Here is a 13,527-nt window from a genome sequence, read left to right as displayed (position 1 = left end):
TGATCCGTTCATCGGTGGGCTCTACTTGCTGCGGGCGGTGGCGCGCTTGGACGCGGTGGTCGCCCGGGTGGTCCGGGTCGTCCGTGTGGTCCGCGCGGGCGAGCGTCGCGGGGCGCCGTCCGGCTTGCCCTGCTCCATGCCGCGTTCCATGCGGCCGCCGCCCCGGGCGCGTTCCATGCCGCCCCGGACCCGGGACGCGATCATGGTGCCCACGCCGATCGCGGCCGCGACCGGCCATTCGATGGCGCCGAAGACGGCGAGCGCGCCGAGTCCGCCGTAGTACACGATGTGCTCCGGCGTCGGCACTATCGACTTGCCCATCGACTTGCCCATGTCCATCATGTGACCGGCCCATGAGTCGTCCATGCGCGGCATGTGCATGTGCGGCCGGTGCACCTGGAGGCTGACCATTGGCAGATCGAGCGCCAGCAGGTCCTCCTCCGCCGCCATCGAGGTTCTCTCGGCGGCGGTTTTCGCGGGCGAGCTCCTGGTATCGGTGACAGTCATGGCCCCCTCTTCCCCTCGATTCGCCTTGATTCGGCCCTGGTTCGACCCTGATTGGACTTGGTCCCCCGTACCTTCCCGTCGCCCGGACGGTGACAGCCCGGGAACTTCGATTCAATGACCATTCCCACCCAAAACGGGCAGAAGCCTGACGATGGGTAACTTGATGCGGTCTATGCCGAAATGTCGGGGTCTGGTGACCTGGGAGGGCTGGGACTCGTGGGGTCGGAGGGGTGCAGACTGCGCGTGGGTCTACATCCTGACCAAATAGTCACCGCAAGTTCACGAAACAGACAGAAGCAGGATGAATGTGTCATTAAGGTGGACTTCGTCAGGAATAGACCATCATCCGCGTGAGGTACCCCGTATGTCCGCTTTCTTCGGTTCGCTGCTTGCCCGGGCAGCGGCCATCGCGCTTGAGGCCCTGGTCGCGCACCTGGTGCAGACCCTGGTCCAGGCCGCTCTGCGCCGCTTCGCCATGCAGCCCGGTTTCGCGGCCGCCTGAAGCCGTACGATTCAAGATCATGGGTGGCAAGTGTCATCTTTGTCCTAACACCGGGAATTTCGCCAGGTAGATCGCCTGTCGGGTCATAAGATCAGAGCCTGAACGTTTCCCCCGAACGCAGGCATAGGCGATCTACGGGGGGATCACGGCATGTTCGGGCGGATGCTGACCTTGGCCACCGGAATGATTCGCTACCTCCCGGCCCCCGAGCTGGTCCGCGGCGAGGCGACCAGGTTCGGCGAGGTGGTCGACACTCTGGCCGCCCCGGTCAAGCGCCGCAGGCGCCGTAGCTGGCCTACCGAAGGCGGCCTCTGTGTGGAGGTGCGGGGACTGCACCTTCCCGGCACGGAGGCCGCGGCCGAGACCCTCGAACGGCGCCTCGCCGGGCGCGACGGGGTCAAGCGCACCGAGGTCAACCGGGCGCTCGGATACGTCTTCCTGGCCGGACAGGCCCTCGACGAGGACGACCTGGTGGCGTTGATCCAGGAAGTGGAGCGTGACCACGAACTGGAGGCCGCGCCGTACGCCAGCGCCGTGGCCCTGCCCGACCTGCCCGCGGCGACCCTCGGCTTCGGCGTACGACTCGCCGGGCTCGGCATCTCCGCGGCCGGCCGCCTGGCGGGCGTACGGGGGCTGCCTCCGGCCGTGCCGCTGCTGGTCAGCCTGGCCGACGCGTACCCCAGGCTGCGGGAGGCGATCGCGGGACGGGTCGACGAACCCACCGCCGACGCCCTCTTCGGGATCACCACGACGATCGTCAACGTGCTGTCCTTCCGCCCGCTGGGCCAGCTGATCGACACCGCCGGGGCCGGCCTGCTGCTGGCCGAGTCCCGCGCCCACCACCACGCCTGGACCAAGGGCGCCGCCGACACCGCCACCCACCAGACGGGTCCGTCCGTACGGCTCAAGCGTCCCGCCCCCCTGCCCCCGGGCCCGATCGAGCGCTACTGCGACCGGGCCGTCCCCCTCGCCCTCGGCGCGTCCGGGCTGACCGCCACCCTCGGCGGCGCCCCCGCGTACGGGCTGGCCTTCCTGGCGGCGGCGGCGCCCAAGGCCGCGCGGCTCGGCCGGGAGGCCTTCAGCGCCGAGTTCGGCCGGGGCCTGGCCGAGCGCGGCGTGCTGGTGCTCGACCCCCGGGCGCTGCGCCGGATGGACCGCGTCGACACCGTGGTCATCGACGTGGACGCCCTGCTGACCGGCCGCTGGACGGTGCACCGCGTCGAGATGGCCGGGGAACCGGGGATCGAGCAGGCGGAGGTGCACGCGGTCCTCCACGAGCTGGTCGATCCGGCCGATCCGTGGCGGCGCCGCGAGCAGGCCGCCTGGTCCGTCGAGCCGGGCCCGGCCGGGGAGGGCACGCTCACCCTCACCCGCGACGGCCGTCCCGTCGCCAGGGTGACCATGATCGCCGAGCTGGATCCCCTGGCCAGGCCGCTGATCGAGGCGGCCGAGTCGGCGGGCACCGTCCTGCTGGCCGGCGGCCCCCCGGACGCGGGACACCGCCTCCGCGTGGCCGGCTCGATCCCCGGCGGACGGCAGCTGGCCGGCGAGGTGCGCGCCCTCCAGGCCGGCGGGCACGGCGTGGCGGTGGTCTCCGCCTCCCGCATGGCCGCGCTGGCCGCCGCGGACCTCGGGATCGGCATCGGGTCGCCGCGGCACCGGCGGTGGACCGCCGACGTGAGCTGCGACCTGCCCGGGGTGATCCTGGTGCTCGCCACCGCCGAGGCGGCCCGGCAGATGAGCAGGCGCAGCGCGTGGCTGGCCTTCGCGGGTTCGTCCTGCGCGGCGGTGCTGACCCTGGGCACGCCGCGCGGCGCCCGGACCAGCTACGCCGCCGTCAACGTGGCGGCGGGGATCGCGCTCGCCGACGGCATGTGGACCGCCCGGCGCATGCTCCGCCGCCCCGCGCCCATCCCGTACGACCCCACCCCGTGGCACGCCATGCCCGTACGGGCCGTGCTCGACCGGCTGGGCACGGCCGCCGATGGGCTGCCCGACGGCGAGGCGGACCGCCGCCGCGTCGTCCCGGTCTCCGCGGAAGGCCCGCCGGGATTCTTCCGGGTGTTCATCGACGAGCTGGCCAACCCGCTCACGCCGGTCCTGGCGGCCGGGGCGGCCGTCTCCGCCATGCTGGGCTCGGTGTCGGACGCCGGGCTCATCGGCGGCGTGCTCGGGGTGAACGCGCTGATCGGGGGCCTGCAGCGGAAGGGCGCCGACCGCGCGCTGCACGAGCTGGTGACCGTCACCGCCGTACGGGCCCGGCTGCGCCGCGACGGCAAGGTGGTCGAGACGGCCGCGGAGCTGCTGGTGCCGGGGGACGTGGTCGAGCTGGAGGCGGGCGACGCCGTACCGGCCGACTGCCGGTTGATCGAGGCCGACAACCTGGAGGTGGACGAGTCCTCCCTCACCGGGGAGTCGCTGCCGGTGCCCAAGACCGCCCAGCCGGTGGCCGCGGAGACGGTCGCCGACCGGCGTTCCATGGTCTACCAGGGTTCGATCATCGCGGCCGGGTCCGGGGCGGGCGTGGTCGTGGCCACCGGGGCGGCGACCGAGACGGGACGCAGCGCCCGCACGGCCGCGGACGGCCCCCCGGCCGGGGGCGTCGAGGCCCGGCTGCGCGAGCTCACCCGGCTCATCCTGCCGCTGTCGGTCGGCGCGGGCGGCCTGCTGGTCGGCCTGGACCTGCTGCGCGGGAGCGCCCTCGGCGCCTCGCTCGGGCAGGCGGTGAGCCTGGCGGTCGCCGCCGTGCCGGAGGGGCTGCCGTTCGTGGCCACGGTGGCCGAGCTGGCCTCGGCGAAACGGCTGTCCAAGCACGGCGTGCTGGTCCGCAACCCCGGCACCATCGAGACGCTCGGCCGGGTGGACGTGCTCTGCTTCGACAAGACCGGCACGCTCACCGAAGGCCGCATCCGGCTGCGCCGGGTCAGCGACGGGCGTACCGACTCCGCGGTCAACCGGCTCAGCCCGGCGTTGCGGCAGGTGCTGATCACGGCCGTACGGGCCTGCCCGACGCCCGGCGAGGCGCTCCCGCACCCCACCGACCGCGCGGTGGTGGAGGGCGCGGCCCGCGCCGGCGTCGGCAACGGCGACTGGACCCTCGTCGACGAGATGCCGTTCGAGCCCGGCCGCGGCTACCACGCCTGCCTCGGCCGGGGCCCCGGCGGCCAGCGCCTGAGCGTCAAGGGCGCCCCCGAGATCATGCTGGAGCGCTGTACGGCCTGGCTGGTCGACGGCGCCGAGATCCCCATCGACGACCAGACCCGCGCCGAGCTCCACGGGAAGGTGGACCGCCTGGCCCGCAAGGGCTACCGGGTGCTCGCCGTCGCGGAACGGCCCGCCTCCAACCGCCGTGACCTGGACGAGTCCCGCGTCGACGGGCTGACCCTGCTCGGCCTGCTCGCCCTGGCCGACCCGGTCCGCTCGACCGCCGCCCTGGGCGTGGCCCGGCTGCAGCAGGCCGGCGTCCGGCACGTCATCGTCACCGGCGACCACCCCAGCACGGCCGAGGCCATCGCCGCCGAACTGAACGCCCTCAACGGCGGCCGCATCCTCACCGGAGCCGACCTCGACGCCCTGGCGGACCGGGAACTGGCCGAGCTGCTGCCGCACGTCGCGGTGTTCGCCCGGACCACGCCCGCCCACAAGGTGCGCATCGTGAAGGCGTTCCGCGACAGCGGCCGCGTCGTCGCGGTGACCGGCGACGGCGCCAACGACGCCCCCGCCATCCGCCTCGCCGACGTGGGCATCGCCCTCGGCCCCGAGGCCACCCAGGCCGCCAGGGGCGCGGCCGACGTGGTGGTCACCGACGACCGCATCGAGACCATCACCGACGCCATCGCCGAGGGCCGCGCCATGTGGACGTCCGTCCGCGACGCCCTGGCCATCCTGCTCGGCGGCAACCTCGGCGAGGTCGCCTACACCCTCGGCGCCGGGGCCCTGGGCGCCGCCGCCGCCCTCAACGCCCGCCAGCTGCTCCTGGTCAACCTGCTCACCGACATGCTCCCCGCCATGGCCGTCGCAGTACGGCCACCGGCCGGGACCAGCTCGGAACAGCTCCTCGCCGAGGGCCCGGAGGCGTCCCTGGGCAGATCCCTCGGCCGCGACATCTCCTTGCGCGCCGGGGTCACCGCCGCGGCGGCGGCGCTCGCCGCGACGGCCGACAGCTTCACCGGCATCCGCTGGAACACCAGCACGGTGGCACTGGTCGCCCTGGTGTCGGCCCAGCTCATGCAGACCATGGCCGTGAGCCGGGGCGACCGTACCGTCCTGGCGTCCGGGGTCGTCTCGCTGGCCGCGCTCGCCCTGATCGTCTCGATCCCGGGGGTCAGCACCTTGTTCGGCTGCCGCCCGCTCGGGCCGATCGGCTGGCTGATCGCCATGACGAGCGCGGCGACGGCGACGACCGCGGGCCTGGTGATGGCCCGCACTCGGGCGTCCGACTAGTGCGTCTTTCTGGGCTGGAAAACGAAATATCCGGAAAAACGCCCACCGCGGCCGCCCGTCTAATCCTGCCCTCCGCCTGAATGGGGGCAGGATTCGACGGGCGTCCTGGGTTGGTACCGGTCACCTGCGGAGTAGGCCCCAGTCGCCGGAGATCATCGGCGACGTAGTCGGATCGTCCAGGTGTTCTGACGGTTCCACCATTCCGGCCGCGCTCAGCGGGGCCCATAGTTTTGCCTCACCAGTGTGGATCTGTCTAGTGAGTCCCACCCCATCACGCTCAACGGAGGCGAAATGTCGCGATCGCATACCGTTGGGCACTCCCCCGGACAACGTGCTGACCGACGGCATGCGATGGAGAACGTCTTGAGCGATTGTGTACGCCCCCGCGTGAACGCTTCGATCCGCGTCACGGACTCGGGTGTGCGGCTGACCGTGACCAGGGACGCCGAAACCGTCCTCGACGGCATCCCGCTCGGCTTCTCACTCGACGGCACCCCGCTGGGCACCGACGCGGAACTCGTCCACGTCGCGGACCGTACGGTCGCCGACCGGTTCACGCTCCGCTCCGGCAAGGCGGCCGGCGAGCACGCGTACGAGCACCACGAGAGCGTGCACACCTTCCGCGAGGCCGGCGGCGTCGAGTGGCAGGTCATCCTGCGCGCCGGCCCGGACGGCGTGGCCGTCCGGTACGCCCTGCCCGCGCTGGACGGCACCGCCCGCGTCACCGGCGATCGCACCGCCGTCACCCTCCCCGCCGGCTCCAGGAACTGGGTCCTCGACTACCAGACCTGGTACGAGACCCCCCGCTTCGGCGTGGACACCGCCGATCTGGCCGACGGCGACTACGGATTCCCCTTCCTCACCTGCCTGGACCCGGCGACCTACGTCCTGATCACCGAATCCGGGATCGACGGCCGCTTCGCCGGCGCGCACGTCCGCGCGGACGGCGGGACGCTCGGCTTCACCCTGGCCGACGACGCCGTCGAGGTCGCCCGCGGCGTCGTGACCCCGTGGCGGGTCCTCCTCGTCGGCACCCTCGCCGACCTCGTGTCCTCCCTGTTCGTCGAGGAGCTGGCCCCGGCCGTCGTGCCCGAACTCGCGGACGCGACCTGGGTGCGTCCCGGCCGCGCGGCCTGGTCGTGGTGGTCCGACTTCTACTCGGGCGCCCAGCTGGCCAAGCAGCGGCACTTCGTCGACGTGGCCGCCGACCTCGGCTGGGAGCACCTGCTCATCGACTGCGGCTGGGAGGAGACCTGGGTTCCGGAGATCGTCGCGTACGCGAGCCTGCGGGGTGTCCAGGTCCACCTGTGGACCATCTGGCGTGACCTCAACAGCCCGGAGGACCTGCGCAGACTCGCGCTGTGGCGGTCCTGGGGGGTCGCCGGGATCAAGGTCGACTTCATGGAGTCGGAGTCCAAGGACCGGTACCGCTGGTACGACACGATCCTCACCGAGTCGGCCCGGCTGGGCCTCATGGTCAACTTCCACGGCTCGGTCATCCCGCGCGGCTGGATGCGTACGTTCCCGCAGGTGATCGGGTATGAGGCGATCCGCGGCGCCGAGTACTACGTGTTCTTCGAGAACCAGGCGCTGACCGCGTCCCACAACGTCATCCAGCCGTTCACCCGCAACATCGTCGGGGCGATGGACGCGACGCCGGTCGCCTTCGGGGCGGCGGGCCGTACCACCAGCGACGGGCACGAGCTGGGGCTGGCGGTGGCGTTCGAGTGCGGGATCACGCACTTCGCCGATCACGTCGACGCCTACGCGGCGCGTCCGTCGGCGGCCCGGTTCCTGGCGGAACTGGCGCCGGTCTGGGACGAGACGGTTTTGCTGGCGGGCGATCCCGACACGTACGCGGTGATCGCCCGGCGCGCGGGGGACCGGTGGTTCCTGGGCGGGATCTCGACGGGGGACGCGCGGGTGATCCGGGTGCCGCTGGACCGGCTCGGCGTGGGGGCGGACGCCCAGGTGTGGATCGTCGGGGACGACGGGGAGACGAGCACGACCGCCACGGACGCCGTCGCGGTTCCCGTGGCCCGGGACGGGGGGTTCGCCGGGATCGTGGCGCCGGCGGGCGCGGAGGTGTTCCGGGCCGCGCCCAGGGCGTACCAGACCGCTCCGGTGGTGTGGCCGGCCGTCGCGGAGATCGGCGCGGACGGGAACGCGGTGATCACGACGGACGCCGACGCGCGGGTGCGGCTGCCCGCGGGCTGGAGCGCCGACCGCCTCGATGAGACCAGGTGGGCGGTTCGTCCAGGTCCGGGGCTGCGTCCCGGGCGGCTCGGCGTCGTGACGGTCGAGCGGGACGGCGACGGCGTGGTGCCCGTGGTGGCGCACGCGCGGGTCGTGCGCCCGCTGACGTCAGGGGCGTACCAGATCTCCGAGCTGCCGATGATCGCGTTTGTCAACGAGGACGGTCCCGTCGAGCGCGACCAGTCGAACGGCGGGGGCAACCCCGGCGACGGCCGGCCGATGCGGGTGGCCGGGCAGGAGTTCGAGCGCGGCCTGGGCACCGCGCCCTACTCCGAGGCCCGCTTCCACCTGGGCGGGCACGCCCAGCGGTGCGCCGGCGCCGTCGGCGTCGACGACGAGTCCACCGGCCGGGCCAGGGTCAGCGTGCTCGCCGACGACCGCGAGATCTACTCGGCCCTGGTCGAGGCGGGCAAGCCCGTGATCACCTTCGACCTGGACATCCACGGGGTCCGTACGCTGTGCCTGCGCAGCGAAGCGGCCGGTCCCGACGACCTCGGCGTGCACGTCGACTGGGTCGACACCATCGTCCACGTCACATCCGTCAACCGCTAACACCCCCCGGTCGACGACCGGCGCACAAAGTACAGAGGAACAGCATGAAGCACAAATGGACAGGTGCCATGGCGATGGCCGTGGCGGCGACACTCCTCACCGCATGTTCCGGCGGCGGCACCGAGACCGGGAGCGCGGGAGGCACGGGCGCGGCGGCGGAGAAGGTCACCCTCACCTACGCGAACTGGAGCGAGGACCAGTCTCCCGCGATGGAGCAGATCGCCGCCGAGTTCCAGAAGGAGAACCCGAACATCACCGTCAAGGTGCAGACGCTGCCCTGGCCCGAGTACTGGTCGACCCTCCAGGTGGGCGCCGCCGGCGGCACCGCGCCCGACGCGTTCTGGATGCTCGCCGACCACTTCCGCGAGTACGCCAAGGGCGGCGCCCTGATCGACCTGTCCGACACGGTCAAGTCCGGTATCGACATGAGCGTGTACCCGAAGGCGGTGTCCGACTCGTACACGTACGAGGGCAAGATCTTCGCGCTGCCGAAGGACTTCGACACCAACGGCATCTGGTACAACAAGGCGCTGTTCGACGCCGCCGGCGTCAAGTACCCGGACGACACCTGGGACTGGCAGGACGTGCAGGACGCGGCCAAGAAGCTGACCGACCCGGCCAAGGGCGTGTGGGGGATCGCCGCCCCGATCGACGCGCAGGGCGGCTACTACAACACGATCCTCCAGGCCGGCGGCACCATCATCAACGCCGACGGCACCGCCTCCGACTTCGCCGGCCCGGCCGGGGTGGCCGGTCTCAAGTTCTGGGCTGACCTGCAGAAGGCGGGCTCCTCGCCGACGCTGAAGCAGCTGTCGGACACCGAGGCGGTCTCGATGTTCGAGAACCAGAAGGTCGCCATGTACTTCTCCGGCGCGTACTGGGCGCTGCGCTTCTACAAGAACGCCGAGCTCAAGGGCAAGGTCGACGTCGCGCCGCTGCCGCAGGGTGTCAAGCGCGCCACCGTCACCAGCGGCATCGGCAACGCCGGGTACGCCGGCAGCAAGCACCCGGAGGAGCTCAAGAAGTTCCTCACCTTCCTCGGGGGCACCAAGGCCGCCGAGATCCAGGCGGCCACCGGCACCGTGCTGCCCGCCTACAAGGGCACGCAGCAGCCGTGGCTCGACTCGATGCCGGAGTTCAAGCTCCAGGTCTTCATCGACGCCATCGACTACAGCGTCCCGCTCCCCGTCGCCGGGAACACGGCCGAGTGGCAGGGCCTGGCGGCGCAGTACCTGGCTCCGGCCTGGGACGGGACCAAGCCCGTCGAGGCCGCCGCGAAGGAGTACCAGGACGCCGTCGACCAGGTGCTCGCCAAGAAATGACGAACGTGGCAGCGAAGCCCGCGCGGCGGCCCTCCGGCCGCCGCGCGGGCGGCAACCAGACCAGCGTGTGGTGGGCGGTGGCGTTCATCGCCCCGGCCACGATCGGCCTGGTCGCTCTGTACGTGTGGCCGTTCCTGTCCACGCTGATCAAGAGCTTCCAGGACGTGCCGGCGTTCGGGCCCGCCACCTTCGTCGGCGTCGACAACTACACGGCCCTGCTGAGTGACGGCGAGGTCTGGGAGGCGTTCGGCAACTCCGCGCTCTACACCGTGATCGTCCTGCTCGGCATCCCGCTGGCGGTGGTGCTGGCCGCGCTGATCGAGCAGGCCGGACGTGGGCGCACGATCTACCGGGTGCTGTTCTTCCTGCCGGTGGTCACCCTGCCCGTGGCCATCGGCATGGTCTGGCGGTTCATCTACAACGGCGACTTCGGCCTGCTCAACTACGTGCTGTCCTGGTTCGGCATCGACGGCCAGTACTGGGTGGCCGACGCCCGGTTCACGATCTACGCGTTCGCCGTCGTCGGCATCTGGATGGGCCTCGGCATCAACCTGATCATCCTCGGCGCCGGTCTCCAGGCCATCCCGAAGGCCGTCTACGAGGCGTCCGCCCTCGACGGAGCCGGGCGGATCCGGCAGTTCTTCCGCATCACCGTGCCGCTCCTCACCCCGAGCATCTTCTTCGTCACGATCCTGACCGTGATCGCCGCCCTGCAGATGTTCGACCTGATCTTCATCATGCTGCGCAGCGTCAACAACACCGCGCTGGGCGACTCCAAGACGATCGTCTACCTCTTCTACGAGAAGGCGTTCGTCCAGTTCGACCAGGGCTACGGCGCCGCGATCGCCATCGTGCTGCTCATCGCGATCATGATCGCGACGGCGCTGCAGTTCCGTCTTCAGAAATCCTGGGTCTTCTATGGCTGAGTCCGTCCCCCGCAGGTCACACCCCAGGCGGAAGCCGATCTCCAGCTGGCCGATCCACGCGGTCCTGATCGTGGCGGCCGTCATCATGGTCGTGCCGTTCGTCTGGCAGATCCTCAGCGTCTTCAAGACCACCTCCGAGGTGACCAGGATCCCGCCGACGATCATCCCGGCCGACTTCAGCGTGCATTCGTTCGAGACGTTCTTCTCCACGGTGCCGTTCTGGTCGATGTTCGCCGTCTCCACCGGCTCGCTCGTGCTGCGCGTCGTCGGCCAGGTCACCGTCGCCGCCCTCGCCGGGTACGCCTTCGCCCGCATGCCCTTCCGCGGCAGCAACGTGCTGTTCGGCCTGTTCATCGCCATGCTGATGGTGCCCAGCCAGCTGTTCCTGATCGGCCAGTACCAGCTGATCCGCGACCTGAGACTGCTGGACACCCTCCCCGCGCTGGCCATCCCCGGCCTGTTCTCCGCGTTCGGCACCTTCCTGATGCGGCAGGCCTTCCTCAACATGCCGAAGGACTACGAGGAGGCGGCCCGCCTCGACGGCGCCAACCCGTTCCAGGTCTTCTGGCACGTCATGCTGCCGATGGCCCGGCCGATGCTGGCCGCGCTGACCGTCCTGACCGGCCTCTACTCGTGGAACGACCTGCTCTGGCCGCTCATCGTCTCGCCGTCGGGCGAGAACCGGCCGCTGCCGGTCGGCCTCGCCGGCCTCCAAGGCCAGTTCGGTACGGACTATCCCACGCTCATGGCGGGGGCCCTGGTGTGCTCGATTCCGCTGGTGATCGTCTTCCTGGTGTTGCAGCGTCAGTTCTTCGCGGGAATCGCCAACAGCGGACTGAAGGGATGACGGTCATGGACGAACTCGACGACACACCGGTCCACCTGCGCGCCGGAGGCACCAGCCTCGTCGTCGCGGTCGACGGCGGACGCCTGCCGCGCATCCTGCACTGGGGAACGGATCTCGGTCCGCTCGGTGATGCCTTCTTGGCCGATCTGCACCGGGCGGCGTTGCCGGCGATCGGCGACAGCGCGGTGACCTACCCGCAGCCGGTTCCCGTTCTGCCCCAGCTCACGGAGGGGTGGCTCGGGCGTCCTGGGCTCGTGGGGGACAGTGACGGCCGGCGCTGGGCGCCGTACTTCCGGGAGGCGACCTTCGCGGTCGGCGACGCGGGGGACGGGCCGGTGCTGCGCAGCAGTGCGCGGGATCCCGAGTTCGGGCTGGCGATCGAGCTGGAGATCCAGGTGCTCGCCGGCAGCGGTCTCGTCCGGCAGCGGGCGCGGGTGCGGAACGAGGCCGAGACGCCGTACCGGATCGGGTCGCTTGAGCTGGCGCTGCCGGTGCCGTCGGACGCCGCGGAGATCCTCGACCTGACCGGGCGGTGGGCGCTCGAACGCGTGCCGCAGCGGCGGCCGTTCCAGGTCGGGGAGTGGGTGCGCGCCTCGCGCGGGGGCAAACCGGGGCTGGAGCACACGATGCTGCTGGTCGCGGGCGAGCGGGGGTTCGGGTTCCGGCAGGGCAAGGTGTGGGCCACGCACCTCGCGTGGAGCGGCAACCAGGTGCTGGCCGCGGAACTCACGCCGGCGGGGACGCGCCACCTCGCGGCCGGAGAGCTGCTGCTGCCGGGCGAGATGGTGCTCGGGCCGGACGAGGAGTTCCAGAGCCGCTGGCAGTACGGATCGTGGGGGGACGGGCTGGACGACATGGCCGGGCGTTTCCACCGGCACCTGCGATCCCGGCCGCAGCATCCGCGTTCGCCCCGGCCGGTGGTGCTGAACACGTGGGAGGCCGTCTACTTCCAGCACGATCTCGACACGCTGATCCGGCTCGCGGAACGCGGCGCGGAGATGGGCGCCGAGCGGTTCGTCCTGGACGACGGATGGTTCCTGGGACGCCGGGACGACACCAGTTCCCTGGGCGACTGGACGGTGGATCCCGCCGTGTGGCCGAAGGGCCTCGAACCGCTGGCCGACCGGGTACGCGAGCTGGGGATGGAGTTCGGGCTCTGGTTCGAACCCGAGATGGTCAACCTGGACTCGGAGCTGGCCCGGCTGCATCCGGAGTGGGTCTTCGACGCGGGCCACGGGCCTGGGCTGCCCTCGCGGTATCAGCATGTGCTCGACTTGGGGCATCCGGAGGCGTACGCGTACCTGTACGAGCGGATGGACGCGCTGGTCGGGGTGCTGGGGATCGCGTACATCAAATGGGATCATAACCGGTATCTGCTGGATGCCGGGCACAGCCCCGAGGGGCGGCCCGGGGTCCGGGTGCAGGTCGAACAGGCGTACCGGTTGATGGCGCGGCTCAAGGCCGCCCATCCAGGGCTGGAGATCGAGTCGTGTGCCAGCGGCGGCGGGCGGATCGACCTCGGGGTGCTGGAGTTCACCGACCGGGTCTGGCCCAGCGACTGCAACGACCCGCACGAGCGGCTGGAGATCCAGCGCTGGACCGGGCTGCTGGTCCCGCCGGAGATGCAGGGCACGCACATCGGAGCCGAGGAGTCGCACACCACCCATCGCAGCCACCCCCTCGACTACCGGGCCGAGAAGGCGCTGTGGGGGCACCTCGGGGTGGAGACGAATCTGCTCACCGCGGACGACGAGACCCGGGCGGCGCTCGCGCGGTGGGTCGCGTTCCACAGGGAACACCGGGAACTGCTGCACTCGGGGGAGGTCGTGCACGCCGATCTCGCCGACGCCGCGTACCGGCTGGAAGGGGTCGTTTCGGGCGACCGCGCCGAGGCGCTGTACGCGTTCAGCGTCGTCGAACGCCCCGCGACCTGGCCGCCGGGACGCATCCGCCTGCCAGGGCTGGACGACGCGCGCGACTACACCGTCGAAGCCGTCTACCCCGGTTCCGCGCCCGCCGCCGGTGTCGTGCTGCCGCCGTGGCAGCGGACCCGCGTCACCCTGCCCGGACGGGTGCTCCGGCTCGTCGGCGTCGAAGCGCCGTCCCTGGACGTCGACCGCTCGGTGCTCCTGCGGGTGGTGAGCACCTCGGCGGCGTCGTGACGGCGCCGAC

Annotated in this window: 8 protein-coding genes; 7 read left to right on the top strand and 1 reads right to left on the bottom strand. The window is 71.5% G+C overall.

Translation table 11 applies throughout. From position 1 onward, the window contains the following. Positions 1-21: 21 nt before the first annotated feature. On the bottom strand, positions 22-507 hold the full coding sequence (locus Aph01nite_RS20650) for a hypothetical protein (RefSeq protein ID WP_204042569.1): 486 nt from the start codon (positions 505-507) through the stop codon (positions 22-24). A 364-nt stretch (positions 508-871) separates the two neighbouring features. On the opposite strand from Aph01nite_RS20650, the gene Aph01nite_RS20645 reads away from it, so the two are divergent. The 7 genes from Aph01nite_RS20645 to Aph01nite_RS20615 all read left to right on the top strand — a co-directional run bounded on the left by Aph01nite_RS20645 (position 872) and on the right by Aph01nite_RS20615 (position 13,517). Then, on the top strand, positions 872-1,009 hold the full coding sequence (locus Aph01nite_RS20645) for a hypothetical protein (RefSeq protein ID WP_204042568.1): 138 nt from the start codon (positions 872-874) through the stop codon (positions 1,007-1,009). Positions 1,010-1,159: 150 nt separating this feature from the next. Continuing rightward, the gene (locus tag Aph01nite_RS20640) at positions 1,160-5,452 is read left to right on the top strand and encodes a cation-translocating P-type ATPase (protein WP_204042567.1); all 4,293 of its coding nucleotides are present in this window, start codon (positions 1,160-1,162) and stop codon (positions 5,450-5,452) included. A gap of 387 nt (positions 5,453-5,839) precedes the next feature. Continuing rightward, entirely contained in the window at positions 5,840-8,260 is a 2,421-nt protein-coding gene (locus Aph01nite_RS20635) for a glycoside hydrolase family 97 catalytic domain-containing protein (protein WP_204042566.1), read from the top strand. Positions 8,261-8,304: 44 nt separating this feature from the next. Then, positions 8,305-9,582 carry an ABC transporter substrate-binding protein gene (locus tag Aph01nite_RS20630; protein ID WP_204042565.1) on the top strand — a complete coding sequence of 426 codons (1,278 nt, stop codon included), beginning with the start codon at positions 8,305-8,307 and terminating at the stop codon, positions 9,580-9,582. Continuing rightward, the gene (locus Aph01nite_RS20625; RefSeq protein ID WP_204042564.1) at positions 9,579-10,508 is read left to right on the top strand and encodes a carbohydrate ABC transporter permease; all 930 of its coding nucleotides are present in this window, start codon (positions 9,579-9,581) and stop codon (positions 10,506-10,508) included. The genes Aph01nite_RS20630 and Aph01nite_RS20625 overlap by 4 nt, the downstream gene beginning before the upstream one ends. Next, a complete protein-coding gene (locus tag Aph01nite_RS20620; RefSeq protein ID WP_204042563.1) occupies positions 10,501-11,355 on the top strand; it encodes a carbohydrate ABC transporter permease in 855 nt (284 codons plus the stop codon). Before Aph01nite_RS20625 ends, Aph01nite_RS20620 begins: the two co-directional genes overlap by 8 nt. Before the next feature lie 5 nt (positions 11,356-11,360). After that, complete coding sequence (locus Aph01nite_RS20615) at positions 11,361-13,517, top strand: alpha-galactosidase (protein WP_239161843.1); 2,157 nt, start codon at positions 11,361-11,363, stop codon at positions 13,515-13,517. Positions 13,518-13,527: the final 10 nt, after the last annotated feature.

The sequence above is a fragment of the Acrocarpospora phusangensis genome, from assembly GCF_016862995.1.
GTDB classification, from domain to species: domain Bacteria; phylum Actinomycetota; class Actinomycetes; order Streptosporangiales; family Streptosporangiaceae; genus Acrocarpospora; species Acrocarpospora phusangensis.
Note: the sequence above shows the minus strand (reverse complement) of the source record. Positions and strands in the feature narration are given on the sequence as shown.